Here is a 19,573-nt window from a genome sequence, read left to right as displayed (position 1 = left end):
CCGAGCGGTTGCGGCGGCGGCAGGCCGCGGCGCTGTCCGGGCTGGCCATGCTCGAGGCGGAGCTGGACGAGGCCAAGGCCGCGGCCCGCCCGGCCTTTGGCCGCAAGCTGGTGCTGGAACGCCTTGCTCGGGATGCGGCGCGGGAGCGGTAGACGCCTCAGGCGTCCTGCCGCGTGATGTCGACGATCAGCACGTCCGACACGATGTCACCCAGTGCCTGCCGGGCGGCATCGCGCAGCGCGGCGCGCAGCGGGTCCATCGCCGTGGCCTCGGTGAAGCTGCCGTCGAACCCGCCTGCGTTCGCATGGGCGAACATCACCTGCAGGAAGGAATCGCGCAGCCGCGGCTCGCGGTCGAAGACGGCCTGGTTGTTGCCGCTTTCGATCTCGAGCGTCAGCGACAGCACGACCAGCGACCGCACCGCGCCGCCGCGGACGATGGGCACGACGAACTGGTTGTTCAGGCGCACGAATTCCGTGCCGCTTGCGGGGGTCGCGCCATGGCCGTCATCCTGCGCCGCGCCGTGATCCTGGGTGCCATGCCCGTCATCGGCGGCGGCGTGGCCCTCGGCAGCCGCCTCGGGCGCGGCCTCACCCCCGCCGAGCATCAGCCCGGCACCGACACCACCGCCGACACCGAGAAGCAGAAGAAGCACGGGCAGGAGAAGGCGGAGCATCGGCGGGATCCTCGAAGGCGGGTCAGAAGGGCAGGATGATATCGGCGACCTGCTGGCCGTAGCGCGGCTGCTGCATGTCGCTGATCTGGCCGCGCCCGCCGTAGGAGATGCGCGCGCCCGCGATGCGGTCATAGGTGATCTCGTTCTGGCGCGAGATGTCCTCGGGGCGGACATAGCCGCTGACCAGCAGCTCGCGGATCTCGAAGTTCACCCGCACCTCCTGCGTGCCCTCGATGCGCAGCGCGCCGTTGCCCAGAACCTCGGTCACGGTGGCGGCGACGCGCAGCGTCAACTCCTCGTTGCGGCGCACCGACCCGGAACCGGAGGAGCTGCTGGAGCCGCTGCCCGACACGGCCTCGGCCAGGCTGGCACCCTCGGGCAGGCGCTGGTCGATCACCTGCGGCAGGCCGAGGAATTGCGGCAGCGCCATGCTTTCGGAACCCGAACGCCCGCGGTCGGTCGCGTTGGAGATCGAGGCGCTGTCGTCGATCTCGATCACGACGGTGAGGATGTCGCCCCGCTCGCGCGCGCGCCGGTCGCCCAGCAGCGACTGCCGCCCGGCCCGCCAGAGCGAGGGCGCGGGGCCGGGGGCGGCACGCGCGACCGGAAGGGGGGTGGTGTTCATGGCGAAGACCTCGTTCCCGTTCACCGGCGATTGGAATTCCGGCGCGCGGCCGACCTCGGCCAGCCGGGCACAGGCCCCGAGGGCGAGAAGCGCGCAGAGCGCGAGCAGGCGGGGAACGGTCATGGCATGGGTCCAACGATGACGAGGCCGGGGGCCGCCGCGACCGCGGTGACCGTGTTGCGGGAGGAGAGGTTGAGGACGCGCAGCGCCTCGCCCGCGGCGGCGCGGTCCATCGCGCGGCCGTCGGTGACGACGACAAGGCCCGCGTGCCGGTAGCGGATCGTCACGAGCGCGTTGCGCTCGATCACGGCGGGCGGGCGCAGGTCGCCGGGCCGGATCGGACGGCCCGCGAAGAGGTTCACGGCGGCCTCCATCCCCACCGCCTGCGCCGCCGAGGACAGCGCGCCGGGCGTGTCGCCCTCGATCACGGCGATGTCGGAGGGCATGATCAGGGTCTGGCCGCGGATCGTGCCGGCGGCGATGACGGTGTCGGCCTTCGCGGGCGGGGCCACCAGCAGCGCAAGCAGGGGCAGGACACGCCGCATCATCAGCGCAGCTGCGTGGTTGCGCCGAGCATCTGGTCGGCGGCAGTGATGACCTTGGCGTTCAACTCGTAACCGCGCTGCGCCTCGATCAGTTCGGTGATCTCGCGCACGGCATCGACAGAGCTTTCCTCGAGATAGCCCTGCCTCAGCGTTCCCAGCCCGTTCTGCCCCGGATCGGACCGGATCGGTGTCCCCGAGGCCGCGGTTTCGAGAAACAGGTTCGAGCCCATCGCCTCGAGCCCGTGATCGTTGGAGAAGCCCGCCAGCGTGATCCGGCCCAGCAGCTCGCCCTCCACCCGGTCGGCGAAATAGGCGTAGACCTCGCCATCGGAGTTGATCGAGACCTGCCGCGCATCCTCGGGGAGGGTGATGCCGGGCGACACCTCGAACCCGTCGGCGGTGACAAGCAGCCCGTCGCCCGTGCGCTGCAGCGCCCCGTCGCGGGTATAGGCCGCAAGGCCCGATGGCAGCGTCACCTCGAGCCAGCCGCGCCCTTCGATCGCCACATCCAGTACGCCGCCGGTCTGTGCCAGCGCGCCCTGCGCCATGGTGATCGACACCGCGGCGGGCCGCACGCCGAGGCCAAGCTGCACGCCCGTGGGCACCAGCGTGCCGTCGGCGGCGTTGATCGCGCCCGCGCGGACCATCTGCTGGTAATGCAGGTCGGCGAAATCGGCGCGGCGGGCGCTGTAGCCCGTGGTGCTCATGTTGGCGAGGTTGTTGGAAATGACCTCCACCCGCATCTGCTGGGCGCTCATGCCGGTGGCGGCGATGTCGAGGGCTCTCATGGGCGGGTCTCCTTACTGGCGGGCGCCGGCGGTTCTGAGGAAATCGCGGACTCGGTCATTCTCGCTGTCGAGAAAGCCCTGGCCCATCTCGTAGGCGCGCTGCACCTCGATCATGCGGGCGATCTGGGTGATCGGATCGACGTTGGAGCGTTCGACCATGCCCTGGATCAGGGTCGCGTCGAGCATGGGTTCCACGCCGGAGGGCGCGACGAAAAGGGCGCCTGACCGCCGCTCGAGCTCGGTCGGGTCGACCGGCTGCCAGAGGCCGATCTGCGTCAGCGGCTGGCCATCCGCGCTGAGCGTGCCATCCTGCGCCAGCATGACCGAGGTCGCCTCGGGCGGGACGAAGACGGGCGCGCCGCCCGCGTCGAGCAGAAGGTGCCCGTCGGGCGTGGCCAGCTCGCCCGTGTCGGTGCGTACGAAATTGCCCGCCCGCGTCAGCGCCTCCCCCTCGGGCGTGGCGACAAGGAAGAACCCCTCCCCCTCGATCGCCATGTGGAAGGGGGAGCCCGTCTGCTCCAGCGCGCCCTGCCGGGGCGAAAGGCTGCGGGCGCTGGCGCTGGCCATCGAGAGGCTGTCGCCCTCACCCTCCAGCGCGCGGACATGTTCGGCGAAAATCACCCCTTCGGCCCGGAAGCCCGCGGTCGACATGTTGGCGATGTTATGGGCGACCACCTGCATCTCGCGCAGAAGGCCCGCCTGCCGCGTCAGCGTGGTGTATCCTGCGTTGTCCATCTTGGCCCCCTACATGCCCGCGATGATCGGGATCAGCGTGTCGGCGAAATAGCCGGTCAGCGTCGCGGTCATGAAACTCATCGAGACCCAGAAGACCGCGAGGATCGCGGCGAGCTTGGGCACGAAGGTCAGCGTCATCTCCTGCACCGAGGTCAGCGCCTGGAAGAGGCCGATGGCCACGCCCGCCACCAGCGCCGCCAGCAGGATCGGGGTGGAGATCAGCACCGCGGTCCACAGCCCCGCGCGCAGCGTGTCGAAGAAGACCAACTCGTTCATCAGACCGGCATCCTCAGGATTTCCTGGTAGGCCTCGACCACGCGGTCGCGGACGGTGACGGCGGTCTCGACGGCCAGCTCGGTCTGCGCCAGCGCCGTCACCAAGGCGTGCGGATCGGCCCCGCTGGTCATGGCGGCGCGCGCCTGCGCCTCGCCCTGGGCCAGCGTGTCGGTGAAGCCCGCGACCGCCGCCGAAAAGGCCGCGGCGGCGCTGCCGTCGGTCGGTTGCGCGGGTGTCTGCGGCGACAGGCGCGACTGGGCATAGGCCTGCAGCGCGAGGGTGTTGCGGATGTCCACCATGGCCTCCTATCGGCGCAGCAGGTCGTTCAGAGACGACGACATCTGCCGGATCTGGTCGAAGACGCGCAGGTTCGCCTCGTAGCTGCGCTGCGCCTCGCGGGCGTCGGCGATCTCGACCACGAGATTGACGTTGGTGCCGAGGTAATTGCCCTCGGCATCGGCCATCGGGTGACCGGGGTCGTGGATCTGGGGCAAGGGGCTTTGATCGAGGGTGACGCGGCCGGTTCGAACGCCCCCTTCGGTGGCAGGGTCGCGCAGCGGCTCGAAGCTGACGACCTTGCGCCGGTAGCCGGGCGTGTCGGCATTGGCGATGTTCTCGGAGACATGGCGCAGCCGGTCGGCCTGGCTGCGCATGCCCGAGGCGGCGATCCCGAGGGCGGAGCTGAAATCGGTCATCTCGAACGGTCCCCCATGTCAGCGCCCGATGCTGGTGCGCAGGATGCCCATGGCCGAGCCATAGACCTGCAGCGCGCGGGAATGGGCGCGCTGCGCCTCGATCCCGCGGAGCATTTCCAGCTCGAGCGACACGGTGTTGCCATTGGGCGAGGCGGGCGTGCCCGCGTCGATCACGCGGGGCGGGCCGCTTTGGCCCTGCTGCAGGGCGCGCCAGGTTTCGGCGAACTCCGCGATGTCCTGCGCGCGGTAGCCGGGGGTGTCAGCATGGGCGATGTTCTGCGCGACCACGGCCTGCCGGGCGGCGGCGTGCTGCGCCCGGGCGGAGGCGAGGGCAAATATCTCGAGCCTGTCGAACATCGGGGCTTCTCCCACTGCGGCTACACGGATGCTTAAGGGTGATTCCTTTAGAAACCGTAAGGGAGGCGCCAAACGGCGCGGAGGCCGGAGGACCCGCCATGACACATGCCCCGTTCGACACGCTCCACGCGCAGCTGCGCGCGATCCATCCGGCCCGCAGCGTCGGCCATGTCACCGCGCTGGGGCGCGACCATGTCGCGGTCGCGGGGCTCGACCGGGTGGCGGCGCTGGGCGACCGCGTGCGCATCGGCGACGGGCTGATGGGCGAGATCCTGCGCCTTGACGGCGCGGGCTGCACCGTCATGCCCGAGGGCCCGCCCGAGGGGGTGCGGCTGGGCCTGCCGGTGACGCATCTGGGGCCCGCGACGCTTGCGCCGCATGACGGCTGGCTCGGCCGGGTGATCGACCCCGACGGGCAGCCGATGGACGGTCGCCCGCTCTTTCCCGGCCCGGTCGCGCGGCCGCTCGTCTCACCGCCGCCGCCGCCCGCCGCGCGTCGGGGCCTCGGGCCGCGGCTGGCCACGGGATTTGCCGTGTTCGATACGCTTCTGCCCATCGTGCGCGGCCAGCGGATCGGGCTGTTCGCGGGCTCCGGCGTGGGCAAGTCGCGGCTGATCGCGGCGCTGGCGCAGGGGATGGCGGCGGATGTCGTCGTGATCGGCCTGATCGGCGAGCGCGGGCGCGAGGTGCGCGATTTCCTCGCCGAGACGCTGGGTCCCGAGGGGCTGGCGCGTTCGGTGGTGATCGCGGCGACCTCGGACCGGCCCGCGCTGACCCGCGCGCGCGTGGCCTGGGCGATGATGACGGCGGCCGAGCATTTCCGCGACCGCGGGCGGCAGGTGCTGCTGCTGGCCGATTCGATCACCCGCTTCGCCGAGGCGCAGCGCGAGGTCGCGGCCGCCGCGGGCGACCCGTTCGGGCCCTCGGGCTTTCCGGCCTCGATGGCGCAGACGGTCATGGCGCTGGCCGAACGCGCGGGGCCGGGAGCCGACGGACAGGGCGACATCACCGCCGTCCTGTCGGTGCTGGTCGCGGGGTCGGACATGGAGGGGCCGGTCGCCGACGTGATGCGCGGCGTGCTCGACGGCCATGTCCTGCTCGACCGCGAGATCGCCGAGCGCGGGCGCTACCCGGCTATCGACCTGCTCCGCTCGGTCTCGCGCGCGCTGCCGGGTGCCGCCAGCGCCGAGGAGCTGCGCCTGATCGGGCGCGCGCGGCAGTTGATGGGGGCCTATGACCGGTCCGAGATGATGATCCGCGCGGGGCTTTATGCGCCCGGCAGCGATCCGGTGACGGATGCGGCGGTCACCGTCCATGCGGCGCTCGACGCCTTCGTGGGGGCGCGGGCTGGGGATCGGATCGGCGACAGTTTCGAGACGTTGTCGGGCATTCTCGAGACCGCGGAGCCGGGCAAGGGTGCCGCCGCGGCGCGGCTGCGGGCGGTGCCCTGACGGGCCCGGCAGGAGCGGCTCAGACCGCGCCGCCCAGAAGGACCAGCGCGGCATAGCCCGGCGTGAGTGGCGAGGGGCCCGAGGCCGCCTCGGACTTCAGCGTGAAGACGCGGATCAGGTCCTCGACCCTGTCGGGGTCGGAGAATTGCGCGACCTCGGACTGGCCGAGGGTTCGCTCCGCGGCCTGCCGGAAGGCGCTGACCTGCCGGTCGATGTCGAGTGTCCCGATCGAGGCGGGCAGGCCCAGCGCCGTCTCGAAGACCTTGCGCAGGGGCGGCGTGCCGAGGACCGAAAGCCAGGCGGTCGTGTCGGTGGTCCGGCGCGCCGTCAGCTCGCCAAGCTCGCGCTGCGCGGTCAAGGCAAGGCGCATCGTCTCGTCCTGCGCGCCGACCGCTTCCTCGAAGGACTGCCGGGTGAAGCGCGCAAGCATCCGGTCGGCGAAGCCGGGCAGCCCGGTTTTCGGCGGCAGCGGGCCGCCGAAGCCGAAGGCCTCGGCGAAATTGCGGTAGCGCTTGTCGGCGAGGCGGTTGGCCAGCGCGCCGCTGTCGGTCGTGCCCTGCTCCAGCAGGGTGCGGATGAAGGCGCGGTTCGGCAGGTCCTGTTGCAGGCCGTAAGCGCCGAGGGCGACGCGCAGCAGGCGGTAATCCGACACCAGCGCCTCCGGCGTGGTGACGCTGGCGATGGTGTCGCGGAAATAGGCCGTCTCTCGCGCCTCGACGGGACTTGCGGCGAAACGGTCGACTTGCGCAGGCAGGCTTTGCGACAGGAAGCGCCAGCCCGCGTAGCCGCCGAGGGGCAGGAGCGGTTGCACCGCTACCCGTCCCGCGATGCGATCAGGCGCTCTTCGCGCGGTAGAAGGCTGCGCAGCGCCTTGAGCGATTGGTAGACCTGGTCCTCGGACAGGAACTGGGTCGCGCGGGCGATCTGCGCCCGGCTGTCGGGGTCGGTGAAGACCTGGCTCAACTGTTCCATCCCGCGCAGGATCTGGGTCCGGGCGTCCGACAGTTCCACATCGCCCGACAGGACCAGCTGGGCGATGTAGCAGACCCGCCTGACCGGTGTCGTCACCTGCTCGGGGTGGATCGCGTCGCGCAGCCGCAGGATGCTGGCGTTCGGCGTCACGATCGACAGCCGCGCGCGGCGGTCGCCGTTCTCGATCACCGCACCGTTGATCAGGACCCGCTCGCGCGGGCCGAGTTTCAGGACAAGGCCGCTCATGATGTGCCCGCCATGCCGTCGAGGCCGCGCATCACGGCGCGGTTGACGTCCACGAGCGCGGCCAGCGCCGCCGGGTCCCTGAGGGCCGCGCGGCTTTGCTCGAGCGAGAACTCGGCAAGGTAGAAGAGCCCCGCGCGCAGCGGCTGGGGCAGGCCGTTGCCCTCGGTGGCGAGGTCGGTGGCCAGCGTCGTCCAGAGGCGGCGGTTGTCATGCAGGGCGGCGGCGCGTTGCGGCAGTGGCGTGTCCGGCGCAAGGGCGCGGGCAAGCGCCGCGGTGATCCGCTCGAAGGCGGTGTATTCGTGGCTTCGCGGGGTGCCGACGGGGGCAGCCGCGGCGGCATAGGCGGATCGGGCGAGGGTGGTTGCGGTCACGGCGGTATTCCTTCTGGACGCGGCGCGGCGGCGGCGGCGGGACGGCGTGCGGAGATCCCGGCGGGCACGGGGCCCACCGGGATCGCGTCGGATCAGCGGAACAGCGCGAGGATGTTCTGCGGCGCCTGGTTGGCGATGGAGAGCGACTGCGTCGCCAGCTGCTGCTGCACCTGCAGCGCCTGCAGACGGGCCGAGGCCTCCTCCATGTCGGCGTCCACCAGGGTGCCGATCCCGGCCTTCAGGCTGTCCATCAGTTTCGAGACGAAGTTCGACTGCGTCTCGATCCGGCCTTCGGCGGAACCGAAGGCCGCCGCCGAGTCGATCGAGTTCTGGATCAGCGTCTCGATGTTGTCGAGCGCGGCATCCGCCCCGGCATCGGTCGTCGCGTCGATGTTGTCGAGCCCGAAGAGCCCGCCCGAGGCGACCCCGCCCTCCTGCCCGGCATCCGACAGGCTCATCGTGGCCCCGGCGGTGGCATCGCTGCCGTCGTAATCGACGAGCACCTTCCATTCGTCGGTCGTCGCGTCCTGCACCACGCGGGTCGACACGCCCGTCTCGGCGCCGTTGTCGATGGCGGTCTTCAGGCCGCGGGCGACATCGGCCATGTTTTCGCCCTTGCCGGCGATGTAGTCGTAATCGTTGCCATTGACCGTGATCCGGTAACTGTCGCCCTCGTTCACCTTGGCGGCGTTGGACAGCACCACCTCCTCGGCGCGGTAGACCAGCGTGGCGTTGCCGGTGCCGGTCGCGGCGGTGGCATCATCGGCGCTGTTGCCGTTGTTGGTGACGGCGACGGTGTTGGTGCTGCCCGAATCCCAGCTGACCGCGAAATTGTCGAAGCTGTTGGTGTTGGCCAGTTCCAGCACCGCGCCCGATCCGCCCGCGGCGATGCCGGTCAGCCCGGCCTGGTTGATCTGCGACCTCAGCGCGCCCACCGTCGTGGCCGCATCGGTGTCGAAGGCCTGGGTGAAGGTGGTGCCGTTCAGCGTGACGACGAGGTTGTCGGTGGCGCTGCCCGCGAAGGTCAGTTCCAGGTCGTTCGCCGCCCCGGTCGAATCGATCGACGCCGCGCTGGAGGTGATGTTGCCGGCCAGCGAATCACCGTTGCCGTAGGTCCCCGCCGTGGTGGTCAGATCCTGCCGGGCCACGGTGATGTTGGCCGCCGTCACCGTCCCGTCGCCGGACCGTTCGAGCGACGACAGGATGTTCACGTCATCGGTGCCCTTCACGAGGTTCAGCCCGTTGAACTGAGCCGCGTTCACCACCGAGGAGATCTGATCGCGCAGCGCGACGATGTCGGTCTGGATCTTGGCGCGGTCGACGTTCTCTTCCTGCGCGGCGACGACCTTGCCCTTGATCTCGGTCAGAAGGTCGGTGACCGTCTCGGCCGCGTTGCGGGCCACGGCAACGGTCGACTCGCCCAGGCTGAGGCTGTCGGCGATGCCCTTGAACCCCTTGACGTCGGATTCCATCACCTTCGAGATGGCCCAGACCGCCGAGTTGTCGCGGGCCGTGGCGACCGATTTGCCGGTCGAGATCTCGCCCTGCGTCTTTTGCAGGTTGGAGTTGACCGATTTCAGGGTCTGCAGCGCGACCATGGCGCTGTTGTTGGTCAGAATGCTGGACATTCGGGTCCCTTTCCTTGGTTCTGTCACGGCGTCCCTTCGACGCCATTGCGATCCGGGCCGCAGCCGGCCCCCGTGACGCGTCCTTCTGACACCGGCCCCCGATCTGTCGGGGCACATCACCCGTTCGGGCGTGATGGCACCCTGTCGCCGAAAGATTGAAGAATGCGCTAACCCGCCGTGCGTCTTGCGTCGGATTTTAGGGGTTTCAGCGCCGGGAGAGGGTCGCACCCATCGGCACGCCGCCATGTTGCCTGCCCCGCGCGTCATAGGTCATCAGGGCAGGGGTCGCACCGCCGCCCCTGCGGGCGCGGACCTGATCGAGGCCGGATCTTGCGGCCGCGAGCAGGCGGGCGTTCCGCGCGGCGAGTGCGGCGATGGCCTGGAGGTCGTCGCGCGACAGACCGGCGGCGGGCAGGCGGCTCGCGGCCTGCGACAGGCGCGCCTCCGCCCCGTCGAGCGCGGCGAAGTCACCGGCAAGCAGCGCGCGGCGCTGTGCCTCCATCACGCTGGTGATCTCGCGCAGGGCGGCGGAGGCGCGTGCCATGGCTCACCCCTCCTGCACGCGGGCGAGCGCGTGGACCAGCGATTCGGCTAGGCCGATGCCCCCCCGCGCCGCCAGCGCCCGCGCGTGTTCCGTTCGCAGAAGCGAGGCGAATTGCGCCTCGCCCGCGCCACCGCCGAACGCGCCGCGGCTTTCGCCGAAGCCCGCGTGTTTCAGCATTTCCGCAAGGAAACTCGCCTCGAGCTCCTGTGCGACGGCGGCGAGCGCGGCGTCGCCCTCGCCCCTGTCGGGCGGGGCGAACGGGCCGGAAACGGGGCCAACGGGCGAAAGCGTCATGAGATGCCTCGAATTGTGACGATTTTCCCGAGGCTGACAGGGCGGCGTAAAGAAATCGTAAGGAGTGTTGCGGCAAGACGGGGGCCAGATCACGAGATGGACAGCCAGAATGGATGACCTGTTCCAGTTGGCGGCCGGAGGAGCCCGGCTTTCGGGCCGCCCGCCGCCCGATACGGCCCGACACGGCGGCCTGCCCGGTTTCCTTGCGGCCTTCGAGGCTGCCGGGACGGGGGCCTCGGCGGCTGCGCGCGGGGCCCCGGACGCGATGCCCGACGCGGCATCGGAGCGGGGCACCGCCGCGGCGACAGCCGGGGGCGTGCAGGTGCCGGGGTCGTTGCCCGTCACCGCCGACGGCGGTGTTCAGCGAGGTGCTTTTCCGGGAACGGCAGCCGCGCAAACCCGGATCGGCGCGGCCTTTTCCGAGGGGGCGCCGGGCGATACGGCCTTTGCCATGCCCGGCGCTGTCGTGCTGCCTGCCGGGCCCGCGGATGCCCTGTCGCCCATCGGCCGCCCGGCGGACGTGCAGACCGGGGAACCGGTCGAGGCGGCCGTGGACCGGCGGGAGGATGCGCCGGTCACCGGGCCGGAACAGGTGGGGCATCTCGCCGTTTCGATGACGCTGACGCCCGGACCGGCTGAGCCGGATGTTGCCCCCTCGCCGATCCCGCTTGCCGGGATGGGCGGCGCGATCCGCGCCGGTGCCGAGGTCGCGCAAGGCGCACGCCCGCGTGGCGCGGCGGTGGTCGGGCCGATGGTTCTGGCCGGTAGCGGAGTGCGGTCAGTGCCCGTCAGGGGGCTGTCGCAGGGCTTGCCCAAGGGGGATGCCGATGCGGCACCGGTTGTCGGCGCGCCCGCGTCGCCGAAGGTGGCCAAGGGCGGCACCGGCTTGGCGCAAGCGCCCCTTGCCCCACCGCAAGCCCCCCTTGCCCCACCGCAGGGCCCGGTTTCGGGCCATGCCGTCATCGCGCCGGGCGGTGCGGGCCCGGACACCGCCGGGCCACCGGTCGCAGGGGCGGGCGGGGCCAGCGCCCTGGCCATGCCCTCGCCCATTGCTGGCGCGGTGCCGGTCGCACGCAACGGCATGATCCTCGCGGGGCCGCCGACGGCAGCCGCGGCACCCCCGCCCTTGCCCGCCGGTCCGCTTGGTTCGACCTTGCCCGACACGGGGTCCCAGCCGCCGATAACGGTGCCGCAGGCACCCACATGGCCGCGTATCGGCGCGGAAAGGCCGGCGTCGCCACCCGCCGACGCGTCCCCGCCCCTGCAGGGCACGGCCCTTCGGGTGATCGGCCCCGGTCAGCCCGGCCGCCCTCCGCACCCTGACACCGCGGCGGGCAAGGCGCGCGGGCCGCACCCGGTCTTGCCGCAGCCGCCCGTCCTGTCGAGCAGGCGCGAGGCGCAGCCGGACACCCGCCCGAAGGCCGAACCACCCGCCCCCGTGACGGTCGCGGCCCCTGTGGCGGGCGGCCCTGATGGATCGCCACGCGCGTCCGGTTCAGTGCCCGGTCTTGTCCCGCTACCCGCGTCCGCGGTGAACGTCTCGGCCGGGGGCGCGGCTCCCGCGATCGCGGGCGGGGATGCCGCATTGCGCATGGGACCAATGGAGGGCCTCCGCGCGGCCCACGACGCCCGTGCGACCGCCACCGATGCGCCCGCAGGTGCCGCGCCCGTGGCTGCGCTGGGGCCGACATCGGTGCCGCCGCCTGGCGACGGGGCCCCGCGCCGTCCGATCCTCCCCGCCGAGGGCGCATCGCTTCCCGACCCGGCTGGGGCCGCGGCTTTGCCCGGACGACAGCCGTTCGGCCCGGTGTCAGGGCCAATGTCCGGCCCGGTGTCCGGCCCGGTGTCCGGCCCGGTGTCAGAGCCAGCGTCCGCCCCGATCTTCGCTCCAACACCCTCTCCGCCGCCTGCCAAGGGCGTGGCCCCGGCCATCCTGCGGGGGGATGGCGCGCCGCTGGTCGGGGGGGAGGACGGCAGCCCGTTTGCCCCTGCCCCAACGGCCGAGCTTAGGGGCCCGGTCGCGGTCATGCCGCCGCCCGGCCCGGCCCATGCCATGCCCGGCCCGGCCTTGGCGCAGGGCATGGCGCGGCAGCTGTCGCAGGCGCTGGTCGAGCGGCAGGGGGCCGAGGGCGTTCTGGAGATCGCGCTCGATCCGCCCGAACTGGGGCGCGTCCGGCTGAGTTTCGCCGAAGCCGGCGGTGCCCTGACGCTCGCCATCACCGCGGACCGGCCCGAAACCGCCGAGCTGATGCGCCGCCACCTGCAGCTTCTGACGCAGGAGTTCCAGCGCGCGGGCCTCGATGCGCCGAGCGTCGATATCTCGGACCGCCATGGCGGCACACGGCAGGAGGGGCGGGACGCCGCCCCCGGTGCGCCCACGCGGGACCAGCCCGGCCGGACCGCCGCCGATCCGGGCCCTGCTCCGGGCCCTTCCGGGGCCCGACCTAGGCCGCAAGACGGAAGCGGCCTTGACTTGCGGCTGTAGCCGCCCCTGCGAAAGGCCCCTTGATGGACATCCCTCAGACCCCGACCGCCACCACCGACAGGACCGCCAGCGCCAGCGCCAGCGCCGACGCGGGCACGATCAGCGCCGATTTCGAGACCTTCCTGCGGCTTCTCACCACGCAGATGCAGCACCAGGACCCGCTCAACCCGATGGAGTCGACCGAGTTCGCCAGCCAGCTGGCCCAGTTCTCGGGCGTCGAGCAGCAGGTGCGCAGCAACGACCTTCTGACCGGGCTGCAGCGCGGGCTTGCCACGCTTGGCATGGGGCAGCTCGGCGGCTGGATCGGGATGGAGGCGCGGGCCGAGATGCCGGTCAATTTCGACGGACAGGAGGTGAGCCTGTCGGCCGCGCCCCATGCCCTTGCCGACCGGGTGGAGCTGATCGTGCGCAACGAGCGCGGCGAGATCGTGCAGGAGCTGCCGCTCGCGCCCGGCCAGGACAGGGTCACCTGGACCGGGACCGGCACGGATGGCGCGGCGGTGCTGCCGGGGCTTTACAGTTTCGCAATCCGCAGCTGGTCGGGCGCGGATATGCTGGAGGAGCGCGGCGCGATGGTCTACGCCACCGTCGAGGAAGCCGCGCTGGTCGATGGCGAGATCTGGCTGACCATGCAGGATGGTGTCTCGATCCCCTCGGGCGATGTCATGGGCCTGCGCGGTGCGGCGCGCTGACGCCCGTTTCAGACAAATGCCAGAAGCACCGCCACCCCGAGCCCGACGGCCACCCCGGCCAGCCCGATCCCGATCCGCTCGGCCCAGGGCGAGCGGCGCTCGGCCCGCGGCGGATTGGCCTGTGCCAACAGCGCGCGCTCGGCCAGCGCGGGCAAGCGGGGGCCGAAGCGCGCGAGGATGCGCGCGGTGTTGTAAAGGTCGCGCACCGCGGCCTTGGGGCCGATGTTTTCCTTGATGTATTCCTCGACCACGGGGCGGGCGACGGTCCAGATGTTGATCTCGGGATCGAGCGAGCGGGCCACGCCCTCGACCACCACCATGGTGCGTTGCAGCAGGATCAGCTCGGTCCGCGTCTCCATCCCGAAGCGTTCGGTCACCTCGAAGAGATAGGCCAGAAGCCGCGCCATCGAGATGCGGCTGGCATCCATGCCGAAGATCGGCTCACCGACCGAGCGCAGCGCCTGCGCGAACTCGTCGATGTCGCGGTCGGCGGGCACGTAGCCTGCTTCGAAATGCACCTCGGCGACGCGGCGGTAATCCTTGCGGATGAAGCCCATCAGGATCTCGGCGTAGACGCGGCGGGTGTAGGCGTCGAGCCGCCCCATGATGCCGAAATCCAGCGCCACGAGATCGCCGTTCGGCGCGACCTTGAGGTTGCCCTGGTGCATGTCGGCGTGGAAGAACCCGTCGCGCAGCGCATGGCGCAGGAACATCTGCAGCACCCGCTCGCCCAGCGCGCGGCGGTCGTGACCCATGGCGTCGATGGTGGCGAGATCGGACAGGGTCGTGCCCGTCACCCATTCCAGCGTCATCATGCGCCGCGACGAAAGGAACCACTCGACCTGCGGCACGACGAAGCCCGGATCGTCCTTGGTCTTGGCGTGGAACTCGCCGCAGGCCGAGGCCTCGATCCGCAGGTCCAGCTCCTGCATCACGACGCCCTCGAAATGCGCGATCACGTCGCGCGGGCGCAACCGGCGCGAGGCGGGCGAGAGCGTCTCGACGAACCAGGCGATCAGGTAGAAGGCGTCGATATCCTTGCGGAAGGCACGCTCGATGCCGGGGCGCAGGATCTTGACCGCCACCTCGCGGCCGTCCTCGACCAGCCGCGCATGGTGCACCTGCGCGATGGAGGCGGCGGCGACGGGTTCGGAGAACTCGGAAAACACCGCCTCGAGCGGTTTTTCCATCTCGCTTGCGACGACGCGCGCGGCCTCGGCCCGCGGGAAGGGGGGCAGCTTGTCCTGCAGAACCTGCAGTTGCAGCGCCATCTCGTGTCCGACCACGTCGGGCCGGGTCGAGAGGATCTGGCCGAACTTGATATAGGCCGGCCCTAGCGCGGTCAGCGCGCGGGGCACGGGCGGCGTGCTCGGGTCGCCGCGCAGGCCGAGCCATTTGAACGGCCAGCCCAGAACGCGGGCCGCGATGCGGATCGAGCGCGGTGCCTCGAGCGCCTCGAGCACGGCACCCATGGCGCCCGTCCGCTCGAAGGTGGCGCCGGTGCGCACCAGCCGCCAGATGTTGTGGGGGCCCTTCACCTCAGATCTTCCAGCCCGAATGCAGCGCGGCGATCCCCAGCGACAGGTTGCGGTAGCTGACCTGTTCGAAGCCCGCGGTGCGGATCATCGTGGCGAATGTCTCCTGGTCCGGGAAGCGGCGGATCGATTCGACGAGATACTGGTAGCTGTCGCGGTCGCCCGCGATCACCTGCCCCATGCGGGGGATCACGTTGAAGGAATAGAGATCGTAGAGCTTTTGCAGCCCGTCATTGGGCAGCTGGCTGAACTCCAGCACCATCAGCCGCCCGCCGGGGCGCAGCACGCGGAACGCCTCGGACAGCGCGTCGGGAATGCGGGTCACGTTGCGGATGCCGAAGCTGATCGTGTAGCGGTCAAATGTGTTGTCCTCGAAAGGCAGCGCCATGGCGTCGCCCACGATCCACTCGAGCTTGTCGGCCATCTGAGCGGCCTCGGCCCGCTTCTGCCCCTCGACCAGCATCGATTCGGTCATGTCGAGCACGGTGGCCGAGGCCCCCGGCGCGCGCTTTAGGAAGCGGAAGGCGACATCGCCCGTTCCCCCGGCCACGTCCAGCAGGCGCTGTCCGGCGCGCGGGGCGAGCCAATCCATCATCGCGTCCTTCCAGACGCGGTGGATGCCGACGCTCATCACGTCGTTCATGATGTCGTATTTCGAGGCCACATTGGTGAAGACGCCATGGACGAGCCCGGCCTTCTCGGTCTCGTCGACCTCCTGGTAGCCGAAATGGGTCGTCCGCCCGGTCGTGTCTTCGGCCATGGGGCTTGTCCTTTTTACTGGTCGCCCCTTCTTATAAGGGCCGCTCCGGGCGTTACAACGCCGCCCGCATCATAGGAAAGCCCGCCTTGCCCGAACTTCCAGAAGTCGAGACAGTCCGTCGCGGCCTTGCGCCCGTGCTGGAGGGCGCGCGGATCGCGCGGGCACAGGTGAACCGGCCGGACCTGCGCTGGCCCTTTCCCGAGCGCATGGCCGAGCGGCTGACCGGCGCGCGCATCGAGCAGCTGAGGCGGCGGTCGAAATACATCCTGGCCGATCTCGACACGGGCGAGACCCTGATCGTTCACTTGGGCATGTCGGGGCGGATGATCGTCTCGGGCGGGGAGGCCAACCGGGACATGCTGGCGCAGTTCCATCACCTCCACCCCGCGCCCGAGAAGCACGACCATGTCGTGATCGACACCGAGGCGGGCGCGCGCGTGACCTTCAACGACGCAAGGCGTTTCGGTGCGATGGACCTCTGTGCGACCGAGGCGCTGGAGGGGCATTGGCTGATGAAGGGGATCGGGCCGGAGCCGCTGGGAAATGGCTTTGACGGCCCCTATCTCGTGGCGGCCTTTCGCGGGCGGCGGACGCCGGTGAAATCCGCGCTTCTGGATCAGAAGATCGTGGCGGGCCTTGGCAACATCTACGTCTGCGAGGCGCTGCATCGTGCGGGCATCTCGCCCCTGCGCCACGCGGGCCGGATCGCCGCGCCCCGAGTCGCCGCCCTGGTGCCGGTGATCCGCGATGTGTTGACCGAGGCAATAGCTGCCGGTGGGTCATCCTTGCGCGACTACCGGCAGGCGGATGGCGAACTGGGGTATTTTCAACACACCTTCCGGGTCTACGGCCGCGAGGGGGAGCCCTGCCAAACGCCCGGCTGCCAAGGCAAAATCCGCCGAACGGTGCAATCGGGGCGGTCGAGCTTCCATTGCCCGGCGTGTCAAAGATAGCTTGAAACCGGCGGTCGTGCTGCTAACCCTCCGCCCCTGAGCAACAGCCGGAGACCCCGCGCCCATGGCCTACGAGACCCTGATCGTCGAGATCGAAGACCACATCGCGCTCATCAAGCTGAACCGTCCCGATGCGCTGAATGCCCTGAACGGGCAACTTCTGGGCGAGTTGGCGAAGGCGCTGAAATCGGCCGACGAGAACGACAAGGTCCGCTGCATCGTGCTGACCGGCTCGGACAAGGCCTTTGCCGCGGGCGCCGACATCAAGGAGATGAGCGAGAAGAGCTTCGTCGATGTCTTCACCTCCGACATGTTCGGCGGCGAGGTCGAGACGATGCTGCGCGTGCGCAAGCCGATCATCGCCGCCGTCGCGGGCTACGCGCTGGGCGGGGGCTGCGAACTGGCGATGATGTGCGATTTCATCATCGCGGCGGATACCGCCAAGTTCGGCCAGCCCGAGATCAACCTTGGCGTCGTGGCGGGCATCGGCGGCACGCAGCGCCTGACGCGCTTCGTGGGCAAGTCCAAGTCGATGGACATGCACCTGACCGGGCGCTTCATGAATGCGGAAGAGGCCGAACGCTCCGGCCTTGTCAGCCGCGTGGTGCCCGCGAAGAAGCTGATGGACGAGGCGATGGGCGCTGCGGCGAAGATCGCCGAGAAATCCATGATCGCCACCATGGCCGTGAAAGAGGCGGTGAACCGCAGCTACGAGATGCCGCTGCGCGAGGGGCTGCTCTATGAGCGGCGGATGTTCCACGCGCTCTTCGCCACCGAGGATCAGAAGGAAGGCATGAGCGCCTTCCTCGAGAAGCGCGAGGCGCAGTTCCGCGACAAGTAAGCGTCGCGGACCCGCCGGGGCGGGCCCTACGCGATGTAGTGCAGCCGGTCGAAGCGCGCGCGCAGCGCGGCGGTGCGGGGCGCGATGGTCGTGGGATCGTTGGCGGCCAGCGCCTCGGCGATCAGGTCGGCCATAGGATCGACATCGGCGATGTCCACACCCCAGCGCACCAGTTCCGGCGTCCCGATCCTGAGCCCGTTCATGTCGCCCGGCACCTCGTCCAGCGGCAGGCCGATGCCGCAGGCGAGGAAGCCCGCCTTGCGCAGGGTCTTCGACGCCGCCTGACCGCCGCCATAACCCGCGGCGGCGATGGCGAACTGGTGGCTTTCGGTCGCCCCTCGGGCGGTTTCGAAGACCGGCAGCCCGCGCGCCTTGAGCGCGGTGGCGAGTGCCTTGGAAACCTCGATCATCTTGGCGGCATAGGCGCGGCCATGGGTCTTCCAGTCCAGCAGGGTCACCGCCAGCGCCGCCGATTTCGCGGCGTCGAAATTCGCCGTCATGCCGGGAAAGGCGATGTGGTCGAGCCGTTCGGCGAGGCTTGCGTCATTCGTCACGATCAGCCCGCCCGCCGGTCCGCCGAGGCTTTTGTAGGTGGACATGGTCATCAGGTGCGCCCCCTCGGCGAGCGGATCGGACCAGGCCTTGCCCGCGATGATCCCGCATTGATGGGCGGCGTCGAACATCAGCGTCGCGCCGATGCTGTCGGCGATCTGACGCACCGCACGCACGGGATGCTCGAAGAGGTTCAGCGACGCGCCCAGCGTGATCAGCTTCGGCCGCTCGCGCTCGGCCAGATCGGCCAAGGCGTCGACGTCGATGGAATAATCCTCGGGCGAGACCGGTGCGGGGACGGTGCGCAGACCGAAAAGCCCCGCGCAGCCCGCCGCGTGGTGGGTGACATGCCCGCCGACGCTGGCGGGCGGCGCGATGATCGTGTCGCCGGGTTTGCAGGTCGCCATGAAGGCGAAAAGATTGGCCAGCGCGCCGGAGGGCACGCGGATCTCGGCGAAGCGGGCGTCGAAGACCTCGGCCGCCAGTTCGGCGGCGATGACCTCGATCTCCTCGATGGCCTCGAGGCCCATCTCGTACTTGTCGCCGGGATAGCCGAGCGAGGGGCGCGAGCAGATGCCGGACGACAACAGCGCCTCGGCCCTCGGGTTCATCACGTTGGTCGCGGGGTTGAGGTTGAAACACTCCCGCTCGTGGATGCGGCGGTTCTCCTCGGCCAGCGCCTCGATCCGGGCGATGAGCGCGGCACTCTCGGCCCCGGCCGTCGCCGCGGCGATCTCGGTCACGCGATCCTCGCAGGTGTCGGGCACCCAGCCCCGCCGTTCCAGTTGCATCCCTGATCCTCCGGTTGCCGTCACCGCGATCCTGTCGCCGGGCCCCGCCATGTGCAAACGGCAATTGCATCCAGCGGCGAAAGCCGCTATGCGCCGCGCCAGACATGCGTGTGAGGCCCGCCTTGGCCAGAGTCGCCCGGTAGCGAACCCGGGGTCGGGATCTCCCGCGTGAACCGCATTTGTATAGACCCGACGAGACGAAAGAGACACGACATGGCCAATACGCCCCAGTCCAAGAAGCGCGCCCGCCAGGCCGAGCGCCGCTATGCCGTCAACAAGGCGCGCCGCTCGCGCATCCGCACCTACCTGCGCAAGGTCGAGGAGGCCCTCGCGGCCGGCGATCACGCCGTCGCTCAGGAAGCTCTCAAGGCCTGCCAGCCCGAGCTGATGCGCGGTGTGACCAAGGGTGTGTTGCACAAGAACACCGTCGCCCGGAAAATGTCGCGGCTGTCGTCGCGCGTGAAGGCGCTCAAGGCCTGATCCGTCGAAAATACCCGCATGAGTTGTGGGTTCGTGGGCGCTCCGAGGCCTCGGGGTGCCCCTTTGCATTTGAAAATGTCATTGAGTCTGAACGGGCTGTTCCCGGAGAAGGATTCGGGGTGCCTGTTCACATAACTGTCAAGTTCGAAGAGTCGTTGCAGCGGCACATGCCCATCCGCTAGCTTGTGAAGGCGATTCAGGCGCCTCTGGGGGGCGGTTCGAGGGGACAAGCACAAGGTCGGGCCGGGTAAGGCGGCAAAGGTCATGAAACTCATGATCCG

The 19,573-nt window shown here is 70.2% G+C and carries 24 protein-coding genes; 6 read left to right on the top strand and 18 right to left on the bottom strand.

Annotated elements, in window-relative coordinates; genetic code table 11:
- Window positions 1-157: 157 nt before the first annotated feature.
- From QQK83_RS07860 to QQK83_RS07820, 9 genes are read right to left on the bottom strand one after another with little or no spacing between them, the layout of a single operon-like run.
- Window positions 158-676 (bottom strand): flagellar basal body-associated FliL family protein, encoded by a 519-nt coding sequence (locus QQK83_RS07860; RefSeq protein WP_284263205.1) that lies wholly within the window; start codon window positions 674-676, stop codon window positions 158-160.
- A 22-nt stretch (window positions 677-698) separates the two neighbouring features.
- Complete coding sequence (flgH, locus tag QQK83_RS07855) at window positions 699-1,424, bottom strand: flagellar basal body L-ring protein FlgH (protein WP_284263204.1); 726 nt, start codon at window positions 1,422-1,424, stop codon at window positions 699-701.
- Window positions 1,421-1,849 (bottom strand): flagellar basal body P-ring formation chaperone FlgA, encoded by a 429-nt coding sequence (flgA, locus tag QQK83_RS07850; protein WP_284263203.1) that lies wholly within the window; start codon window positions 1,847-1,849, stop codon window positions 1,421-1,423. Before flgA ends, flgH begins: the two co-directional genes overlap by 4 nt.
- Window positions 1,849-2,634 carry a flagellar basal-body rod protein FlgG gene (flgG, locus tag QQK83_RS07845; RefSeq protein ID WP_284263202.1) on the bottom strand — a complete coding sequence of 262 codons (786 nt, stop codon included), beginning with the start codon at window positions 2,632-2,634 and terminating at the stop codon, window positions 1,849-1,851. The genes flgA and flgG overlap by 1 nt, the downstream gene beginning before the upstream one ends.
- A 12-nt stretch (window positions 2,635-2,646) precedes the next feature.
- Window positions 2,647-3,369 carry a flagellar hook-basal body complex protein gene (locus tag QQK83_RS07840; protein ID WP_284263201.1) on the bottom strand — a complete coding sequence of 241 codons (723 nt, stop codon included), beginning with the start codon at window positions 3,367-3,369 and terminating at the stop codon, window positions 2,647-2,649.
- A gap of 9 nt (window positions 3,370-3,378) precedes the next feature.
- Entirely contained in the window at window positions 3,379-3,648 is a 270-nt protein-coding gene (locus QQK83_RS07835; protein ID WP_284263209.1) for a flagellar biosynthetic protein FliQ, read from the bottom strand.
- The gene (gene fliE, locus QQK83_RS07830) at window positions 3,645-3,941 is read right to left on the bottom strand and encodes a flagellar hook-basal body complex protein FliE (RefSeq protein WP_284263208.1); all 297 of its coding nucleotides are present in this window, start codon (window positions 3,939-3,941) and stop codon (window positions 3,645-3,647) included. The genes QQK83_RS07835 and fliE overlap by 4 nt, the downstream gene beginning before the upstream one ends.
- Before the next feature lie 9 nt (window positions 3,942-3,950).
- Window positions 3,951-4,340, bottom strand: coding sequence for a flagellar basal body rod protein FlgC (gene flgC / locus QQK83_RS07825; RefSeq protein WP_284263200.1), 390 nt, complete (start codon window positions 4,338-4,340; stop codon window positions 3,951-3,953).
- An 18-nt stretch (window positions 4,341-4,358) separates the two neighbouring features.
- A complete protein-coding gene (locus QQK83_RS07820; protein ID WP_284263199.1) occupies window positions 4,359-4,697 on the bottom strand; it encodes a FlgB family protein in 339 nt (112 codons plus the stop codon).
- A gap of 98 nt (window positions 4,698-4,795) precedes the next feature.
- On the opposite strand from QQK83_RS07820, the gene QQK83_RS07815 reads away from it, so the two are divergent.
- The gene (locus QQK83_RS07815; RefSeq protein ID WP_284263198.1) at window positions 4,796-6,148 is read left to right on the top strand and encodes a FliI/YscN family ATPase; all 1,353 of its coding nucleotides are present in this window, start codon (window positions 4,796-4,798) and stop codon (window positions 6,146-6,148) included.
- Between the two features lie 19 nt (window positions 6,149-6,167).
- On the opposite strand, the gene QQK83_RS07810 is transcribed toward QQK83_RS07815, so the two are convergent.
- The 6 genes from QQK83_RS07810 to QQK83_RS07785 form a co-directional block, all read right to left on the bottom strand.
- Window positions 6,168-6,959, bottom strand: coding sequence for a DUF1217 domain-containing protein (locus QQK83_RS07810; RefSeq protein WP_284263197.1), 792 nt, complete (start codon window positions 6,957-6,959; stop codon window positions 6,168-6,170).
- Window positions 6,960-6,961: 2 nt separating this feature from the next.
- Window positions 6,962-7,366, bottom strand: a complete 405-nt coding sequence (flbT, locus tag QQK83_RS07805; protein ID WP_284263196.1) for a flagellar biosynthesis repressor FlbT — start codon at window positions 7,364-7,366, stop codon at window positions 6,962-6,964.
- On the bottom strand, window positions 7,363-7,737 hold the full coding sequence (gene flaF, locus QQK83_RS07800) for a flagellar biosynthesis regulator FlaF (protein ID WP_284263195.1): 375 nt from the start codon (window positions 7,735-7,737) through the stop codon (window positions 7,363-7,365). The genes flbT and flaF overlap by 4 nt, the downstream gene beginning before the upstream one ends.
- Window positions 7,738-7,829: 92 nt before the next feature.
- Window positions 7,830-9,365 (bottom strand): flagellin N-terminal helical domain-containing protein, encoded by a 1,536-nt coding sequence (locus QQK83_RS07795; RefSeq protein ID WP_284263194.1) that lies wholly within the window; start codon window positions 9,363-9,365, stop codon window positions 7,830-7,832.
- A 205-nt stretch (window positions 9,366-9,570) separates the two neighbouring features.
- The gene (locus QQK83_RS07790) at window positions 9,571-9,909 is read right to left on the bottom strand and encodes a hypothetical protein (protein ID WP_284263193.1); all 339 of its coding nucleotides are present in this window, start codon (window positions 9,907-9,909) and stop codon (window positions 9,571-9,573) included.
- 3 nt (window positions 9,910-9,912) lie between these two features.
- On the bottom strand, window positions 9,913-10,203 hold the full coding sequence (locus tag QQK83_RS07785) for a rod-binding protein (protein ID WP_284263192.1): 291 nt from the start codon (window positions 10,201-10,203) through the stop codon (window positions 9,913-9,915).
- A gap of 109 nt (window positions 10,204-10,312) precedes the next feature.
- Here QQK83_RS07785 and QQK83_RS07780 point away from each other — a divergent pair, with 109 nt between their 5' ends.
- Both QQK83_RS07780 and QQK83_RS07775 read left to right on the top strand, forming a co-directional pair.
- Window positions 10,313-12,688: a flagellar hook-length control protein FliK gene (locus tag QQK83_RS07780; RefSeq protein WP_284263191.1), complete on the top strand. Its 2,376-nt coding sequence runs from the start codon at window positions 10,313-10,315 to the stop codon at window positions 12,686-12,688.
- A gap of 23 nt (window positions 12,689-12,711) precedes the next feature.
- Entirely contained in the window at window positions 12,712-13,380 is a 669-nt protein-coding gene (locus QQK83_RS07775; protein ID WP_284263190.1) for a flagellar hook capping FlgD N-terminal domain-containing protein, read from the top strand.
- An 8-nt stretch (window positions 13,381-13,388) separates the two neighbouring features.
- On the opposite strand, the gene ubiB is transcribed toward QQK83_RS07775, so the two are convergent.
- A complete protein-coding gene (gene ubiB, locus QQK83_RS07770) occupies window positions 13,389-14,918 on the bottom strand; it encodes a 2-polyprenylphenol 6-hydroxylase (protein WP_284263189.1) in 1,530 nt (509 codons plus the stop codon).
- A gap of 1 nt (window position 14,919) precedes the next feature.
- Entirely contained in the window at window positions 14,920-15,675 is a 756-nt protein-coding gene (gene ubiE / locus QQK83_RS07765; protein ID WP_284263188.1) for a bifunctional demethylmenaquinone methyltransferase/2-methoxy-6-polyprenyl-1,4-benzoquinol methylase UbiE, read from the bottom strand.
- Between the two features lie 86 nt (window positions 15,676-15,761).
- On the opposite strand from ubiE, the gene mutM reads away from it, so the two are divergent.
- Window positions 15,762-16,628 carry a bifunctional DNA-formamidopyrimidine glycosylase/DNA-(apurinic or apyrimidinic site) lyase gene (mutM, locus tag QQK83_RS07760; protein WP_284263187.1) on the top strand — a complete coding sequence of 289 codons (867 nt, stop codon included), beginning with the start codon at window positions 15,762-15,764 and terminating at the stop codon, window positions 16,626-16,628.
- A 64-nt stretch (window positions 16,629-16,692) separates the two neighbouring features.
- Window positions 16,693-17,469 carry an enoyl-CoA hydratase gene (locus QQK83_RS07755; RefSeq protein WP_284263186.1) on the top strand — a complete coding sequence of 259 codons (777 nt, stop codon included), beginning with the start codon at window positions 16,693-16,695 and terminating at the stop codon, window positions 17,467-17,469.
- 26 nt (window positions 17,470-17,495) lie between these two features.
- Here the strand turns inward: QQK83_RS07755 and QQK83_RS07750 are convergent, their stop codons facing one another.
- Window positions 17,496-18,812 (bottom strand): serine hydroxymethyltransferase, encoded by a 1,317-nt coding sequence (locus tag QQK83_RS07750; RefSeq protein WP_284263185.1) that lies wholly within the window; start codon window positions 18,810-18,812, stop codon window positions 17,496-17,498.
- Window positions 18,813-19,025: 213 nt separating this feature from the next.
- Between QQK83_RS07750 and rpsT the strand changes: the two genes are divergently transcribed.
- Window positions 19,026-19,292 carry a 30S ribosomal protein S20 gene (gene rpsT, locus QQK83_RS07745; protein WP_284263184.1) on the top strand — a complete coding sequence of 89 codons (267 nt, stop codon included), beginning with the start codon at window positions 19,026-19,028 and terminating at the stop codon, window positions 19,290-19,292.
- The last annotated feature ends 281 nt before the right edge of the window (window positions 19,293-19,573 follow it).

The sequence above is a fragment of the Roseicyclus amphidinii genome, from assembly GCF_030163755.1.
In the GTDB taxonomy this organism is placed as follows: domain Bacteria; phylum Pseudomonadota; class Alphaproteobacteria; order Rhodobacterales; family Rhodobacteraceae; genus Roseicyclus; species Roseicyclus amphidinii.
Note: the sequence above shows the minus strand (reverse complement) of the source record. Positions and strands in the feature narration are given on the sequence as shown.

What these genes read in the sequence shown, in the direction of transcription:
- QQK83_RS07815 (WP_284263198.1), top strand. Translation starts at nt 4,796, where the DNA reads ATGACACATGCCCCGTTCGACACGCTCCACGCGCAGCTGCGCGCGATC.
- flgC (WP_284263200.1), bottom strand. Translation starts at nt 4,340, where the DNA reads ATGACCGATTTCAGCTCCGCCCTCGGGATCGCCGCCTCGGGCATGCGC.
- QQK83_RS07795 (WP_284263194.1), bottom strand. Translation starts at nt 9,365, where the DNA reads ATGTCCAGCATTCTGACCAACAACAGCGCCATGGTCGCGCTGCAGACC.
- QQK83_RS07780 (WP_284263191.1), top strand. Translation starts at nt 10,313, where the DNA reads ATGGATGACCTGTTCCAGTTGGCGGCCGGAGGAGCCCGGCTTTCGGGC.
- flgA (WP_284263203.1), bottom strand. Translation starts at nt 1,849, where the DNA reads ATGATGCGGCGTGTCCTGCCCCTGCTTGCGCTGCTGGTGGCCCCGCCC.
- QQK83_RS07775 (WP_284263190.1), top strand. Translation starts at nt 12,712, where the DNA reads ATGGACATCCCTCAGACCCCGACCGCCACCACCGACAGGACCGCCAGC.
- QQK83_RS07860 (WP_284263205.1), bottom strand. Translation starts at nt 676, where the DNA reads ATGCTCCGCCTTCTCCTGCCCGTGCTTCTTCTGCTTCTCGGTGTCGGC.
- QQK83_RS07755 (WP_284263186.1), top strand. Translation starts at nt 16,693, where the DNA reads ATGGCCTACGAGACCCTGATCGTCGAGATCGAAGACCACATCGCGCTC.
- flbT (WP_284263196.1), bottom strand. Translation starts at nt 7,366, where the DNA reads ATGAGCGGCCTTGTCCTGAAACTCGGCCCGCGCGAGCGGGTCCTGATC.
- QQK83_RS07790 (WP_284263193.1), bottom strand. Translation starts at nt 9,909, where the DNA reads ATGGCACGCGCCTCCGCCGCCCTGCGCGAGATCACCAGCGTGATGGAG.
- flgH (WP_284263204.1), bottom strand. Translation starts at nt 1,424, where the DNA reads ATGACCGTTCCCCGCCTGCTCGCGCTCTGCGCGCTTCTCGCCCTCGGG.
- ubiE (WP_284263188.1), bottom strand. Translation starts at nt 15,675, where the DNA reads ATGGCCGAAGACACGACCGGGCGGACGACCCATTTCGGCTACCAGGAG.
- flgG (WP_284263202.1), bottom strand. Translation starts at nt 2,634, where the DNA reads ATGAGAGCCCTCGACATCGCCGCCACCGGCATGAGCGCCCAGCAGATG.
- QQK83_RS07750 (WP_284263185.1), bottom strand. Translation starts at nt 18,812, where the DNA reads ATGCAACTGGAACGGCGGGGCTGGGTGCCCGACACCTGCGAGGATCGC.
- QQK83_RS07785 (WP_284263192.1), bottom strand. Translation starts at nt 10,203, where the DNA reads ATGACGCTTTCGCCCGTTGGCCCCGTTTCCGGCCCGTTCGCCCCGCCC.
- QQK83_RS07820 (WP_284263199.1), bottom strand. Translation starts at nt 4,697, where the DNA reads ATGTTCGACAGGCTCGAGATATTTGCCCTCGCCTCCGCCCGGGCGCAG.
- QQK83_RS07840 (WP_284263201.1), bottom strand. Translation starts at nt 3,369, where the DNA reads ATGGACAACGCAGGATACACCACGCTGACGCGGCAGGCGGGCCTTCTG.
- rpsT (WP_284263184.1), top strand. Translation starts at nt 19,026, where the DNA reads ATGGCCAATACGCCCCAGTCCAAGAAGCGCGCCCGCCAGGCCGAGCGC.